Here is a 14,499-nt window from a genome sequence, read left to right on the forward strand (position 1 = left end):
ACAGGTAAATAAGATGAAAAAAATATTTTTGTGCTGCGCTGCCGGCATGTCAACGAGCATGGTAATGAATAAAATGAAACAAGCGGCCGCGGCGCAAGGCATTGCTGTCGATATTATTGCTGTTTCAATGGATGATTTTGATCGCACGTTACCAAATTACGATTGCTGTCTTTTAGGGCCGCAGATTAAATATAAATTCGAAGAATTTAACAAAAAGGCCGCTGCGGTGGGCAAGAGAGTCGCCGTTATCGATAGCATGGATTACGGCATGATGCGTGGCGATAAAATTCTTGCTGCGGCGCTGGCGCTGCTGGATGAACCTTCACTTAACAAGTAGGGAAACCGTATGGATATGGAAGCAACCGTCATGGAACTCATCATTAACGCCGGTGAGTCCCGCAGTCTGGCGATGCAGGCGCTGCAAGCCGCCAGAAAAGGAGTGTGGCAGGACGTTGATAGGCTGATGCAGGACGCCGCAGATGCCGCAAAACGCGCGCATGATGTACAAACCATGCTTATCGGTATGGATGAGGGCTGTGGCAAAGTACCGGTTAATCTTATTCTGGTACATGCCCAGGATCATATAATGACCTCTATGCTTGCGCGGGAGTTGATCGCGGAGCTTATTGAGGTTCAGCGCCAGCTGCAACATCGCAACTGATAAAATATGTCGCCGCCGGCACCTTCGGCGGCGACCGCCATCAGATATTCTCCAGACGAATGCCCCGCGTTCTCGGGCCGAAGATCCCCACCGACAGCATCACCATCAGCATACTGACGACGATAAAGCTAATTACTCCCGGCGTGCCGGCGTATTGCAGAATAATGCCGATCAGAATGCTGGTCACCGCGGTCGAGAGCCGGCTGAACGAGTAGCAGAAGCCGACGGCGCAGGCGCGAATATGGGTCGGGAAGACCTCGGCCTGGTAGGCGTGGTAGCTGATGGTCAGCCAGGCGTTGGACCAGGTGATCATAAACCCGCAGATCACCAGCAGAATCGGACTGTTTTGCAGAGCGAACAGGGTGCCGAAGATAACGGTCATCAGCGCGGAGAGGACAATCTGCCACTTGTTTTCAAAGCGATGCACGAAGCGGGTGCAGAACAGACAGCCCAGCGGATAGGCGAGGGTGATAAAGAAGGCGTACAGCAGGCTATGGGTGATGCTGGCGCCCTGACCTGAGAGCAGCGCCGGCAGCCAGTTGCCAAAGCCGAAGAAACCGATCGCCTGGAAGAAGTTCATCACCATCAGCATCAGGGTGCGCTGCCGATACTGCGGCGCCCAGATTTCGCGGAAGGTGCCGCGTTTGACGACGCTCTGTGCCGCATGCGCATGCGCATGCTTCGGCGACGGCGTCAGGCCGCAGCGGGCTTCCATCTCACACATCACCGTATGCGCGTCATCATGCCGCCCTTTGCTTTCCAGCCAGCGGGCTGACTCCGGTAGCTTTTTGCGGATAAACCAGATCGCCAGCGAGAACAGTGCGCCAAAGATGATCACCCAGCGCCAGCCGCTGAGGCCGAACAGGGTGGTCGGCACCAGCATCCAGGACATCAGCGCCACCGCCGGAACCGAGAGGAACTGGATGAAGAAGGCAAAGGCAAAGGCTTTATTGCGCAGATGGGTTGGCACCCATTCGCTGAGGTAAGTATCAATGGTCACCAGCTCAATGCCGAGGCCGATCCCCACCAGAAAGCGGAAGAAGATCACCCCTTCCGCGCTACTCTGCGTCGCCATCAGCAGCGAAAAAAGACCGTACCAGGCGAGCGCCACCATAAAGGTCAGGCGGCGGCCCAGTTTGTCCGCCAGCGGCGCCAGCAGACTGGCGCCGATAAACAGCCCCATAAAGGTGGCGGAGGCGAAGGCCGCCTGGTCGGCGATGCCGAAGATGCCCGCCTGTCCGGTGTGGAAAATGCCCTCCGCCAGCAGGCCCGCGCTGATATACCCGGTCTGGAAGAGATCGTAGAGCTCAAAGAAGCCGCCAAGTGAGAGCAGGGTAATAAACGACCATAACCCAAATGAGGCGGGCAGCGCATCAATGCGTCCGGTTAAGCTGGCGTGCGGTTGTCCTGGCGAAGCATAGGGCGTTTCGCCGAGAACCTGGGTGGTAGACATGGTGTTGTGTTCCTCAGGAAGAATGGTTTGCCTGCTAATGTTAATTGATTGTTAATAGTTTTAAATTTTTAATCCTTAGCCTTAGCGACATTCTTTAGCGTAAGATCGCGCTGGGGAGACATAAAGTTGATATTCATGCTGGTTTTCGCCGCATCCCAGCGACGGAATTGAAGTAAATCACCGCTGACGGCATTTTAGTCGCCTGGCGATGTCACGCTACGCAGGACCCGCGAAAGACAAACTAAACGAATCGTCACCGGCGGCGTTTTCGTGCTTTACCCATCATTACCCCGGGCTATAATGTGCCCACTTTTATTCAGGAGTCATACGTTGGACAGTCACCCTTATTGCGATTTTCCGGCAAGCTAACGCGATCATTTCGCTGCTTGCCGTCCCGGCGGGCAGCAATCTCTCAGTTCCGGATTGCCTCCCTCAATAATTTATGCGCCATTGAGCGCGAGAGGCAGCGTTATGTTTATGTTTTCCAGACCCTTATTTCCTCCACCATCATCCACCGGCTAATCGCCCGGCGCGGCTGAGCGCTACATCTGTAATTTTTGGCTTTCTGTTTTCTGGAGGAAGGCGCGATGGTATTTCCTTATATGACACATTTACTCGCGGCAATGTTGTTGGGGGCGCTGATCGGCGCGGAAAGACAGTGGCGACAACGTATGGCCGGTTTACGCACCAATGCCCTGGTGGCCACCGGCGCGGCGGTGTTTATTCTCAGCGCGATGTCGGCCTCGCCGGACAGCCCGGGGCGTATTGCGGCGCAGATCGTCTCCGGTATCGGCTTCCTTGGGGCAGGGGTGATTATGCGCGATGGCATGAACGTCCGCGGCCTCAATACCGCCGCCACGCTGTGGTGTTCGGCCGGGATCGGCGTACTCTGCGGCCTGGGACAGTTCTGGAACGCGACGGCGGCTACGCTGATTATTCTGTGCGCCAATATCCTGCTGCGCGAGGCGGCGCAGCGCATTCATGCCTTGCCGGGGGCCGGTGACGAAGAGAAACGCTATGTCTTACGCGTCACCTGTTTGCGCGAACATGAAAATGCCGTGCGTCAGCTGTTGCTGAATATTGCGCAGCAGCAGCGGTTTACCCTGCAGGGATTGCAGTCGGCGGCGGCGGACACCGCGGACCATCTGGAGATTTGCGCGCAGCTGATTAGCCATAAGCAGCACCAAAAAACGCTGGCGCAAATTATGGCGCAGATGGGCGTTCAGCAGAACGTCACATCGGTGCACTGGCGTGTCGGAGAGGCGTAGGGGCTGGCGGCGGAGCAGCGGAAATGGCCGCTCGTCGCGCGATTCGCCATCCCGCGGGAAAGCGGCTAGAATGGCCTCCTCGCAGGAGGTTATAAGAATGTTAAATAATGGATGTGTACCCTCGGAATCTGGTCCCACAGAGGTGACGGCTGATTTTCGTTTTACCCGCGTGATGGCCGAGCAGGCGGCGCGGGCGCGTCTGACGCTGGACGACGATCAGCTGTCACTCATCGCCCGCCTTGACGCCCTCGGTCAGCAGTTGGTGTCCACGACAGGCAGGCCGCAGGGGGTGTACGTCTGGGGACGTACCGGGCGAGGGAAAAGCTTTATCCTCGACCACTTTTTCGCCAGCCTGCCGCTCGCCGCCAGGCGGCGGGTCCATTTTCATCACTTCTTCCGCGAACTGCACCAGCGGCTGAATGCCCCCGGAGCGCCCGACCTGCAGACGGTGATGAGGCAGATGACATCCGGTTGCCGCCTGCTATGCTTCGACGAATTTCATCTACACGACCCAGGCGACGCCATGCTGATTAAAGCCTTGCTGGAACACCTCTTTCAACACGGTATCGTGCTGCTGGCCACCTCAAACTACCCACCGGAGATGCTGCTGCCCAATCCGCTATATCACGATCGCTTTTTACCGTCGATCGCGCTGATCCGCGCCCATCTAACGGTGGTGGCGCTGAACGGCGAGGAGGATTATCGCGTACGGCATCTTAGCCAGGATAACGCCTTCTGCAGCGGGCGGATGTGGGTTAATCCGAATGCACAACAGCGTCAGCTGTATGACCTGCCGTCGCTGCCTGGCGAACCGGTTTCGCTGACGGTAGGCTATCGCACGCTGCTGGCGGCCGCGGCGTCGCCCGCGTTGCTGCACTTCACCTTTACCCAGCTTTGTCAGGCCGCCACGGCGGTGATGGACTATCTGACGCTCTGCGAAAGCTATGCCGTCTGGCTACTGGACGAGGTGCCGCCATTGGCTACGGTGGGGCCGGCGGCCCAGCAGCGCTTTATCAATGTGATTGATGTGCTGTATGAAAAGCAGATCCGCCTGCTGCTGGTGACCCGCTGCGACCTGGAGACGCTGGTGGCAGGGGTGGAACTGGAGGATATTCAACGAACGCGGAGTCGACTGCAACAGCTGCCGCGGGCGGTATAAGGAAAACGCCCCGGCGGGAGCCGGGGCGAGAGGATTACAGATCGAAGCGGTCGAGGTTCATCACCTTGGTCCAGGCGGCAACGAAGTCATGCACCAGCTTCTGCTGCCCGTCGGCGCAGGCGTACACTTCCGCCAGGGCGCGCAGTACCGAGTTGGAGCCAAACACCAGATCCACGCGGGTGGCGCTGTACTTCGCTTCGCCGGTTTTACGGTCGCTGCCGGTAAACAGCTCCGCGTTATCATCGGCCGCTTTCCAGACGGTAGCCATATCAAGCAGATTAACGAAGAAGTCATTGCTGAGCACGCCGACGCGGTCGGTAAACACCCCGTGTTTGCTGCCGTCGTAGTTCGCGCCCAGTACGCGCAAGCCACCGACCAGCACGGTCATTTCCGGGGCGGTTAGCGTCAGCTGCTGCGCTTTATCGATCAGCAGGGTTTCCGTCGAGACACCGCCTTCGATACGGCGATAGTTGCGGAAGCCATCCGCCAGCGGCTGCAGCAGATCAAACGACTCGACGTCGGTCTGCTCAGGCAGAGCGTCGACGCGGCCTGGGGTAAACGGCACATTGACGCTGACGCCGGCGGCAGCGGCCGCCTGCTCAACGCCGACCACGCCGGCCAGCACGATAATATCGGCCAGCGACGCTTTGCCGGAGGCGCGCTGGATCGCCTGCAGGGTCGGCAGCACCCGGCTGGCGATGGCGTTAACCGGCCAGTCTTTCTGCGGGGCCAGCGCCAGACGCGCGCCGTTAGCGCCGCCGCGTTTATCGCCGCCGCGGAAGGTGGAGGCGGACGCCCAGGCGACCGAGACCAGCTCACTGACCGACAGGCCGGCGCCGGCGATGGCGCTTTTCAGGCTGGCGATATCTTCCGCGCTCGGCTGATGGGTCGCTGCCGGCAGCGGATCCTGCCAAATCAGATCTTCTTTCGGCACTTCCGGCCCGAGGTAACGGGATTTTGGCCCCATATCACGGTGGGTCAGCTTGAACCACGCCCGGGCGAACGCCTCGTTAAAGGCCTGCGGATCGTTGAGGAAGCGACGGGAGATTTTTTCAAACTCCGGGTCGAAGCGCAGGGTCAGGTCGGTGACCAGCATGGTCGGTTTGCGCTTTTTCTCCGGGTTAAACGGATCCGGGATAATCTCCGGCGCGTCTTTGGCTTCGAACTGGATCGCGCCAGCCGGGCTGCGGGTCTGCACCCATTCGTATTTGAACAGGTTTTCGAAAAAGTAGTTGCTCCACTGGGTGGGCGTCTGCGTCCAGACCACTTCCAGACCGGAGGTGATGGCGTCCGCGCCTGCGCCGCTGCCGTAGCTGGAGTGCCAGCCCAGACCCTGCGCTTCCAGCGGCGCGGCTTCCGGCTCGGCGCCGAAGTGGCTGGTTTCTGCGGCGCCGTGGGTTTTGCCCAGCGTATGGCCGCCGGCGATCAGCGCGACGATCTCTTCATCGTCCATCGCCATATTGCCGAAGGTGGCGCGAATGGCCGCCGCGGCGGACAGCGGCTCGCCGCTGGCGTTCGGACCTTCCGGGTTGACATAGATCAGACCCATTTCGGTGGCGCCGATGGCCTGTTTCGCCAGGCTTTCCGGATGACGGTGGGCCAGCCACTCTTTCTCATCGCCCCAGTCGACGTCGAGATCCGGTTCCCAGACGTCTTCGCGACCGGCGCCAAAGCCAAAGGTGCGGAAGCCAGCGTTTTCCAGAGCGACGTTACCCGCCAGCATGTAAAGGTCGGCCCAGGAGATTTTCTGGCCATATTTCTGTTTCACCGGCCACAGCAGACGGCGGGCCTTATCGAGGCTGACGTTGTCAGGCCAGGAGTTCAGGGGGGCAAAGCGCTGCTGCCCACGACCTGCGCCGCCGCGACCGTCAACGGTGCGGTAGGTGCCGGCGCCGTGCCAGGCCATACGAATAAACAAGCCAATATAGCTACCCCAGTCTGCCGGCCACCACTCTTGCGAATCGGTCAGCAGCGCTCTGAGATCAGCCTTCAGCGCGGAGTAATCGAGCTTTTTAAACTCTTCCCTGTAGTTAAAATTCTCACCCAACGGGTTGGAGCGATTGGAGTGCTGGTTTAACAGATCGACACGCAACTGGTTCGGCCACCAGTCGCGGTTGGCGGTGCCGCTGCCGGCGCTCTGTTTTGGCGTCTCGGCGTGGAAAGGGCACTTCCCGGCGGATGCATTGTTGGATGGGTCGTTAGACGTGCTCATATCAGGCTCCGTTTGCTTTTGTGAATGCCGTTACGATATACACTGCTACCAATAAGCGATATTTGAATGAATCTACGGATTTAATAGCTATTTCCGTTCAATGAAGGGTTAGGCAACCCCCTGGTGGGACCGTGTCGGCCTGGAGATTGAGATTAACCTCATTAGTAACCATAGCCGTAACGAGGCGGCAAAGGAAACGATCCGCGTCAAGCTGGGCGAAGGAATGCTAATTGTTTGAGATATGACAATTTTCCTGCGAGAAAAGGATGAGGGCTGTCCGTTGCGCGAGCGTAACGAATGTTCGGTACGGGGGTTGTTGGCGGACACAGAATAAGCTAATACTTAGGCACCATGTGACTGGCGCTGAAGACAGAATACTGTCGGGGAGCATGGTCGACGTCGCCGCGCGCCTGGGCATTACCGATAGCTGGAGATAAGTTATGCCTGAATTCGCTTCATTAATGGCCTTTGCCGCGGTGGCGCTGGGGTTGGTGTTAACCCCAGGCCCCAACATGATGTATCTCACTTCGCGTTCGATTTGCCAGGGAAAACGCGCTGGCTTTATCTCCCTTGCCGGCGTGGCCGAGGGTTTTTTCTTCTATATGTTGTGTGCCGCTTTCGGCATCACCGCGTTGGTTTTCGCGGTCCCATACGCCTACGATGCCTTGCGTTTATGCGGGGTCGCTTATTTGCTCTATCTGGCGTGGCAGGCGATCAAACCGGGAGGGCGGCCGATATTTGCGGTGCGCGACTTACCCGCGGACAGTGGGCGTAAGCTGTTTCTGATGGGATTCCTCACCAGCCTGGCGAACCCCAAAGTTGCCATCCTGTATCTGTCCCTGCTGCCGCAGTTTATCACCCCTGGACTCGGCAGCGTGCTCAGTCAGTCGTTAATATTAGGCTGTACCCAGGTGATGATCAGCGTGGCGGTGAACGGCATGATTATCTTGCTGGCCGGGCAGGTGGCGTTATTTCTTGGTCGGCGGCCGGGCTGGCAACAATTTCAACGCTGGCTGATGGCGACGGTACTGGCGGGAATGGCGGTTAAGATCGCTTTTGAGGCCAGAAAATAAGCGGGTTGATCGTGTAAACAGATGCCAGCCGTCCCCGTTGCTGGCTAACCTCGCACTCTGATGCCTTTCTCCTGCACAGAAAGGCTTCCCACGTTCTAACATGCTGAAACATTTCTGCCAGATCATTAGCAACCTTTCAGTAGGGCTGACGCTGCGATAAGGCTATGCTTCCCGGCCGTTACGCCGTTGGCTTTTCCAGTGATTCAGGTGATGTACCGCTAATGCCCCTTTTGAGAGATGAAATTCGCGACCACTCCGCGGAAGAGATGCTGTTTATCCGCCGGGCCGCAATTGCTTTTCTGCTGGTGGTGGTCTGCTTTGGCGTGCTGATCGTTAACCTCTACCATCTGCAGGTGGAGCAGCACGATTTTTACCAGACCCGGTCAAACCAGAACGACATCAAAATGCTGCCCATCGCCCCCAGCCGCGGGCTGATATTCGATCGCAACGGCATTCCGCTGGTGCAGAATATCACCCTGTATCGCCTGCAGGTGATCCCGAGCAAAATTCCCGATATGGCCGCGCTGTTGCAGCAGCTGACGCCTATCGTCGACCTGACGCCGGACGACATCGCCAGCTTTCGCGACGATATGCACCACACCAGCCGCTACAAAGCGGTCACCCTCAAGCCAGACCTCAGCGATGTGGAGGTGGCCCGCTTCGCGGTCAACGAATTCCGTTTCCCCGGCGTGACGGTGGAGAGCTACCAACAACGGGAATACCCCTACGGCGCAGAGCTGGCGCACGTGGTGGGCTATGTGTCGAAAATCAACGACAGCGATCTGCAGCGGCTGGCGAAAAACGGCGAAGAGGAGAACTACGCCGCCGACTGCAATATCGGTAAGCAGGGCATCGAGGGCTATTATGAAAAAGCGCTCCACGGCACCACCGGCTATCAGGAAGTGGAGGTGGATAACCACGGCCGGGTGGTGCGTCTACTGAAAGAGGTGCCGCCGGTGGCCGGAAAAAACCTCTATCTGACTCTCGACCTTCATCTCCAGCAGTATATTGAGTCGGTGCTGAAGGGACAGCGGGCGGCGGTGGTGGTGGTCGACCCGCGGGATGGCGGCGTGCTGGCGATGGTCTCCAGTCCCAGCTACGATCCTAATCCGTTCGTCAAAGGTATCGGCTATCAGGCCTATAAATCGCTGCTGGAGAATCCGGACCGGCCGCTGATCAACCGCGTCACCCAGGGGCTATATCCTCCGGCTTCGACGGTCAAACCCTATATGGCGCTGTCGGCGCTCTCCGCTGGGGTCATCACCCCGAACACCACCTTCTTCGGGGCGCCGACGTGGACGCTGCCGGGCACGCAACGCCGCTACCGCGACTGGCTGAAAACCGGCCACGGCATGCTCAACGTGACTAAAGCCATCGAAGAGTCAGCGGACACCTTTTTCTATCAGGTCGCCTTCGAGATGGGCATTGACCGGATCCATGAATGGCTGAGCAAGTTCGGCTACGGCCAGTCCACCGGCATCGACCTTAATGAGGAGTACGCCGGGGTGCTGCCCAGCCGGGAGTGGAAACAGCGGGTGCATAAAAAGCCCTGGTATCAGGGGGACACCATCTCGGTCGGCATCGGCCAGGGGTACTGGATCGCCACCCCGATCCAGATGGTGAAGGCGCTTACCACTCTGCTGAACAATGGTAAGGTACAGGATCCGCATCTGCTCTATTCGATGAAGCAGGGCAACCATGTGGAACGTTATCAGCAGCCGGCGAACCTGCCGCAGGTGGGTGACCCGAAATCCCCGTACTGGGGCATTGTGCGCAACGGCATGTATGGGATGGCGAATCAGCCCAACGGCACCGGCTATAAGCTGTTTCATACTGCGCCGTATCAGATCGCGGCGAAGTCCGGGACCTCGCAGGTCTTTAGCCTGAAGCAAAACCAGACCTATAACGCCAAAATGATCCCGGTGCGTCTGCGCGACCATATCTTCTACACCCTGTTTGCCCCTTATCAGCATCCGAAGGTGGCGATGGCGCTGATTCTGGAGAACGGCGGCGGGGATGGGGTGGTGGCCGGACCGACGGCGCGCGCCATCCTGGACCATATTTTTGTCCCGCAGCAGGCGTCTTCGGCGGCAGCCGATGTGCCGCAGCGTGACAGCGCCGATGCCCAGTAAGCGACAGGACTTATTCCGCAGGCGCATCGTTCATAGATATTGGTTATTTGTCCCATCGTCTTCCCGGCGGCATAGTGTTTTACGGGAACATGACCCGGAGCGAGGAGGAAAGGTGACACGTAACCGATTACTGCTGGTCCAGACCGGCACGCCGCCGACGGCCATTCGCCAGGCGCATGGCGATCTGCCGCGCTGGTTTCGCACGCTGCTGGCGCCGTGGCAGACGCAGCTCACCACGGTGCGGGTGTTTGAAGATGAACCGCTGCCGACGCCGGATAACCAGACCATAGCGGTGCTGACCGGCTCGTGGGCGATGGTAACCGATCGTCTGGCGTGGAGCGAACGGACCGCCGACTGGATCCGGCAGGCGGTGGCTATCGACATGCCGCTGTTCGGCGTTTGTTATGGTCATCAACTGATGGCCCATGCCCTGGGGGGCGAGGTGGCGTATCATCCTGGCGGGCGGGAAAGCGGCAGCCAAACCATTACGCTGTCGCCATGGGGTATCGATGATCCGCTGCTGAGCGGCCTGCCGGCTACATTTCCTGCGCATCTGAGCCATTTGCAAACCGTGACTCGTCTGCCGGAAGGGGCCACGGTGCTGGCCGCGTCCGTCCACGATCCCCACCAGATTGTGCGCTATGGGCCGCACGCGGTCTCTACGCAATTTCACCCGGAATTTACCGCGCCGATAGCCCGTTCGCTGATCCGCCACCGGGAGGCGGTGCTGCAGGCGGAAGGTATTGACGCGCAGCGGTTACACGACGAGGTGCAGGAAAGCCCGCAGGGCGCGGCGATCCTTACGCGCTTCGTCAGCGCCTTTCTGACCCCGGATGCCCCCGGCCATTAATCCCCCGTCGTGAACAGCACCTGCCAGCGGCGACGCCGGCGGGTCATTTCGCATGCCAGATCGGCCACCTCTGCAACGCGCAGCGCGTCAACCGCCTGCGGCGTTAGCTCTGGTAAACCATACTCCTGACGCAGGGCGGACAGCGCCCGCGCCTCTGGCGGTCTGCTGGCGCGGATCTGAGCGGCCAGGCGCTGCTGTAGCGGTCTGAAGGTCGCCTCATCCATGGGGGCCAGCTGGCGCAGAAAGTCTTTACCACAGCGCAGCAATTCCCCGGCGCGGCGATCCGGGGACTGGAGCGCCATCAGCAGCCCGTCGCGATCGGCGACCCGCTGATAGCGGCAGCTCACCACATAGCCAATCTGCTGCTCCACCCGCAGGCGCTGGAAAAATAGCGGCTCACAATGCTGCGCCAGCAGCCGCAGGGCCGCCAGCGAGGCGCCATCCGGCAGCGGAATGAAGACCAGCAGCGCCGTATCGCCTCCCGGATAAACCAGACGTTCGACGCCGCGGCGGCAGGGCGCCGGAGCGGGCATCGGCGGATTAACCGGGGCGGTAATCAGGCTCAGCTGACGCGCTATCCACTGCGCATCTTCTGCGCTGCCGCCGGCCAGGGCCGCCAGCCAACCTTTCTGATGCCCGGATGTACCCAGCCGTTCGGGGAGTTGAGCCATGAGATGACGGATAGCGACACTTTCCGGCGGTGGGGTCAGCGAGGCGACCGGGAGCGCGAGCTGCCGCAGAATGGCCTGCAGGATCGCCTCCGGCCGTCGGCCTGACTCCGGCAGCTGGAGGGTCAACTGCCAGCTGCCGTCGAACAGATGCCACTCGCCGTGTCCCCCGGCATGGCGCAGGGCGGCAAGCAGTGGGCGCAGCTGTTCCCCACGCGCCAGTCCTTCGGCCTGATCGGGCGAGCAGTAGAAGGGCGGTCGCAGCAGGAGCCTCGGCGGATCTCCCGGTGACGGGAGGTGGAGCAGCGGCGCGGCTTTCTCCGGGCATTTGGCAACGAGATCGCCAGCGGCCTGCGGATAAAAAGCGAACGCCAGCGCCGGGTCAGACTCAGGGCGGCGGCGCCAGCGGCTAAGCGGCAAGCTAAAGCCCTGGGTGGCAACAGGCTCCCCTGGGGAAACGGTCTGACAGGCCAGGCTGACCGACGGGGCGGCCTGCAGGGCGGCGCAAAAATCGGCGAACCCGGCGGGCGGCGCGCCGGGGGCAAAGCCGAATGCCCGCTGGCGCAGCTGATCGAGAGGCGACAGCGCCTGAAAGCGGCGGCGGGATAGCTGATAGTAGTGTAGCTGCTGCTCAGGCGTCGTTTGCTGTAGCGCCTGCAGCCAGTGGGTTATCTGCCGGTCGACCTCTTCCGGCCGGTCGCTGGCGAAGACCAGCGCCAGCCAGCCGAGGTGCCGATCCTGATACAGCCAGTTCAGCGCCACATCCCCGGCCAGCCGGCGCTGGCGCAGGCCGGCCATCAGGCTGCCGGGGGCTTCATCCAGCAAAAACTCGCGCAGTAACGTGACGTTGTCACTTAAAGCGATCAGCGGGCAGCGCCACAGCGCGGGCTGGCTGGAGACCGCCAGCTGCAGTGCAGTGAACTCGCCCAGGCGCAGCGGCGGCGCCGGCGGCGGAGCCTCGCCTGCGGCAAGCCCGGCGGCGAAACGGGCCGCCAGCTCGCCGAGCGCCTCCAGCGACTGCGGCCCCTGCAGCCAGAGCTGCATTCGCCGGGCGACGTAATGGGTGCGGTGAAAATCGCCTAAGGCGGCCTGCAGCGCAGCGAGATCGCCCGCCAGCGCGTCGGCGCTGCCTACCTGAAAGCGGCGAAACGCCGCGGGCGCGCTGGCGGCGTGGCGCACCGCGGCTTCCCGGCGCGATGGCTCATGCTGCTGGATCAGGCGGTACTCGGCGTCAATCACCGCCACTTCGCGCTGAATATCTTCCCTGAGCAGCAGCGGGGCCTGCAGCATCTCCTGTAGACGCGCGACACCATCAGCCAGAGCATCGGCGGCAACCTCGAAAAAGAACGCGCTATGGCGAGCCAGGGTGGTGGCATTCACGCTTCCGCCCTGGCGCTGCACCCAGCCCATCAGTCGGTCATCATCCTGGTAGCGCTCTCCGCCGTAAAACAGCAGGTGTTCCAGCAGGTGCGCCAGCCCAGGGAAGCGCGACGGTTCGTGGTGGCTGCCGGCGGCGACCCGCGCCAGGGCAGCCGCACGATCCGCCTGCGGCTGATGGACCAGGGTGGCCTGCAGGCCGCCCGGCAAAGTGACGGTGCGGGTCGCCAGCGTCATTACAGGTCCCGGGTTTGGTAAATCAGCTGCGAGCGGGTACGGTTGCGGAACTGCAGCTGGCTGACTTTTATGTCGCTGCAGGCCGCTTCGCGCCGGGCCTCGAGGATTTTGTGATGATGCGGGGATTTGCTGCACACCGGGTCGGCGTTATCGGCGCTGCCGGTCAGCATAAAGGCCTGGCAGCGGCAGCCGCCGAAGTCCTTCTCTTTTTCATCACAGGAGCGGCACGGCTCCGGCATCCAGTCATACCCGCGGTAGCGATTGAAGCCGAATGAGTCATACCAGATCGATTCCAGACTCTGCTCCAGCACCGACGGAAACGCCACCGGCAGCTGGCGCGCGCTGTGGCAAGGCAGGGCGGTGCCTTCCGGGGTGACGCTGAGAAAAATCGATCCCCAGCCGCCCATGCAGCCTTTCGGCCGCTCTTCGTAATAGTCCGGGGTGACGAACAGCAGGTTGGTGAGGTTGCCGCTGGCGGCCATTTTCTGCCGGTAGTCAGCGACCACCTGCTCGGCGCGGGCGATCTGTTCCCGGGTCGGCAGCAGCCCTTCGCGATTAAGAAACGCCCACCCGTAGAACTGGCAGGTGGCCAGCTCAACGTCATCGGCTTCCAGCTCAATGCACAGCTCGATAATTTTTTCGAGCTGGTCGATGTTGTGCCGGTGGAGAACGAAGTTGAGCACCATCGGGTAGTCGCGCGCTTTCACGGCTTTGGCCATGGCCAGCTTCTGCTGGAAGGCTTTTTTGTTGCCGGCCAGCGCGGCGTTGAGCACTTCATCGCTGGCCTGGAAGCTAATCTGGATATGGTCCAGCCCGGCCTCGCTGAAGGCGTCCAGTTTGCTCTCCGTCAGCCCTATCCCGGAGGTGATCAGGTTGGTATAGAACCCGAGGTCGCGCGCGGCGCGGATCAGCTCCGGCAGATCTTTACGGGTCAGCGGCTCGCCGCCGGAAAAGCCCAGCTGAACGCTGCCCATCGCCCGCGCCTGGCGAAAGACCTCGATCCATTGTTCGGTGGTCAGCTCCTTATCCTGCCGGGCGAAGTCCAGCGGATTGGAACAGTAGGGACACTGCAGCGGGCAGCGGTAGGTCAGCTCCGCCAGCAGCCACAGCGGCGGATTGACGGTGGGTTTACTCTGGCTCACGGCAGGTGATCCACTTCTGTTGACAGGCGATCTGCAGGAACTCGATGACGTCGTCATCGACGCCGCCGGCTTCCGGGAAACGTTCATTAAGCATGGCGATAATCGCCGCGACGTCGCGCCGGCCATCGACCAGCTCGAGGATCGCCGCGGCGGTCTCATTGAGTTTGGCCATACCCTCCGGATAGAGGATCACATGGCTCTCCTGGGCGGCTTCCCACTGCAGTCGGTAGCCGCGACGAAAGGCAACGATGGACGTTTTCTGCATGA

At 60.7% G+C, this 14,499-nt stretch carries 12 protein-coding genes and 1 riboswitch; of the genes, 7 read left to right on the forward strand and 5 right to left on the reverse strand.

Going from position 1 to position 14,499, the window contains the following annotated elements; all coding sequences use genetic code 11:
• The first annotated feature begins 13 nt into the window (after positions 1 to 13).
• Both IB144_RS12625 and IB144_RS12630 read left to right on the forward strand, forming a co-directional pair.
• On the forward strand, positions 14 to 337 hold the full coding sequence (locus tag IB144_RS12625; RefSeq protein ID WP_004180042.1) for a PTS sugar transporter subunit IIB: 324 nt from the start codon (positions 14 to 16) through the stop codon (positions 335 to 337).
• Positions 338 to 346: 9 nt separating this feature from the next.
• Positions 347 to 661 carry a PTS lactose/cellobiose transporter subunit IIA gene (locus IB144_RS12630; protein ID WP_004180041.1) on the forward strand — a complete coding sequence of 105 codons (315 nt, stop codon included), beginning with the start codon at positions 347 to 349 and terminating at the stop codon, positions 659 to 661.
• 40 nt (positions 662 to 701) lie between these two features.
• Here IB144_RS12630 and IB144_RS12635 read toward each other — a convergent pair whose 3' ends face one another.
• The gene (locus tag IB144_RS12635; RefSeq protein ID WP_149358971.1) at positions 702 to 2,114 is read right to left on the reverse strand and encodes an MFS transporter; all 1,413 of its coding nucleotides are present in this window, start codon (positions 2,112 to 2,114) and stop codon (positions 702 to 704) included.
• Between the two features lie 587 nt (positions 2,115 to 2,701).
• On the opposite strand from IB144_RS12635, the gene IB144_RS12640 reads away from it, so the two are divergent.
• Complete coding sequence (locus IB144_RS12640; protein ID WP_002906011.1) at positions 2,702 to 3,382, forward strand: MgtC family protein; 681 nt, start codon at positions 2,702 to 2,704, stop codon at positions 3,380 to 3,382.
• 97 nt (positions 3,383 to 3,479) lie between these two features.
• Complete coding sequence (gene zapE, locus IB144_RS12645; RefSeq protein WP_031589531.1) at positions 3,480 to 4,541, forward strand: cell division protein ZapE; 1,062 nt, start codon at positions 3,480 to 3,482, stop codon at positions 4,539 to 4,541.
• 34 nt (positions 4,542 to 4,575) lie between these two features.
• On the opposite strand, the gene katG is transcribed toward zapE, so the two are convergent.
• Positions 4,576 to 6,753, reverse strand: a complete 2,178-nt coding sequence (gene katG, locus IB144_RS12650) for a catalase/peroxidase HPI (RefSeq protein ID WP_149358970.1) — start codon at positions 6,751 to 6,753, stop codon at positions 4,576 to 4,578.
• A 343-nt stretch (positions 6,754 to 7,096) separates the two neighbouring features.
• Positions 7,097 to 7,176, forward strand: a riboswitch (ZMP/ZTP riboswitch).
• Positions 7,177 to 7,193: 17 nt separating this feature from the next.
• On the opposite strand from katG, the gene IB144_RS12655 reads away from it, so the two are divergent.
• The 3 genes from IB144_RS12655 (at position 7,194) to IB144_RS12665 (ending at position 10,808) form a co-directional block, all read left to right on the forward strand.
• The gene (locus IB144_RS12655) at positions 7,194 to 7,826 is read left to right on the forward strand and encodes a LysE family translocator (protein ID WP_149358969.1); all 633 of its coding nucleotides are present in this window, start codon (positions 7,194 to 7,196) and stop codon (positions 7,824 to 7,826) included.
• 221 nt (positions 7,827 to 8,047) lie between these two features.
• On the forward strand, positions 8,048 to 9,958 hold the full coding sequence (gene mrdA, locus IB144_RS12660; RefSeq protein WP_065888674.1) for a penicillin-binding protein 2: 1,911 nt from the start codon (positions 8,048 to 8,050) through the stop codon (positions 9,956 to 9,958).
• Between the two features lie 112 nt (positions 9,959 to 10,070).
• On the forward strand, positions 10,071 to 10,808 hold the full coding sequence (locus IB144_RS12665) for a glutamine amidotransferase (RefSeq protein ID WP_040026001.1): 738 nt from the start codon (positions 10,071 to 10,073) through the stop codon (positions 10,806 to 10,808).
• On the opposite strand, the gene pqqF is transcribed toward IB144_RS12665, so the two are convergent.
• From pqqF to pqqD, 3 genes are read right to left on the reverse strand one after another with little or no spacing between them, the layout of a single operon-like run.
• Positions 10,805 to 13,090 carry a pyrroloquinoline quinone biosynthesis protein PqqF gene (gene pqqF, locus IB144_RS12670; RefSeq protein ID WP_062920698.1) on the reverse strand — a complete coding sequence of 762 codons (2,286 nt, stop codon included), beginning with the start codon at positions 13,088 to 13,090 and terminating at the stop codon, positions 10,805 to 10,807. The genes IB144_RS12665 and pqqF overlap by 4 nt on opposite strands.
• On the reverse strand, positions 13,090 to 14,232 hold the full coding sequence (pqqE, locus tag IB144_RS12675) for a pyrroloquinoline quinone biosynthesis protein PqqE (protein WP_048264532.1): 1,143 nt from the start codon (positions 14,230 to 14,232) through the stop codon (positions 13,090 to 13,092). Before pqqE ends, pqqF begins: the two co-directional genes overlap by 1 nt.
• The gene (gene pqqD, locus IB144_RS12680) at positions 14,219 to 14,497 is read right to left on the reverse strand and encodes a pyrroloquinoline quinone biosynthesis peptide chaperone PqqD (RefSeq protein WP_004143686.1); all 279 of its coding nucleotides are present in this window, start codon (positions 14,495 to 14,497) and stop codon (positions 14,219 to 14,221) included. Before pqqD ends, pqqE begins: the two co-directional genes overlap by 14 nt.
• Positions 14,498 to 14,499: the final 2 nt, after the last annotated feature.

The organism is Klebsiella sp. K4 (genome assembly GCF_014596785.2).
Taxonomy (GTDB): Bacteria; Pseudomonadota; Gammaproteobacteria; order Enterobacterales; family Enterobacteriaceae; genus Klebsiella; species Klebsiella pneumoniae.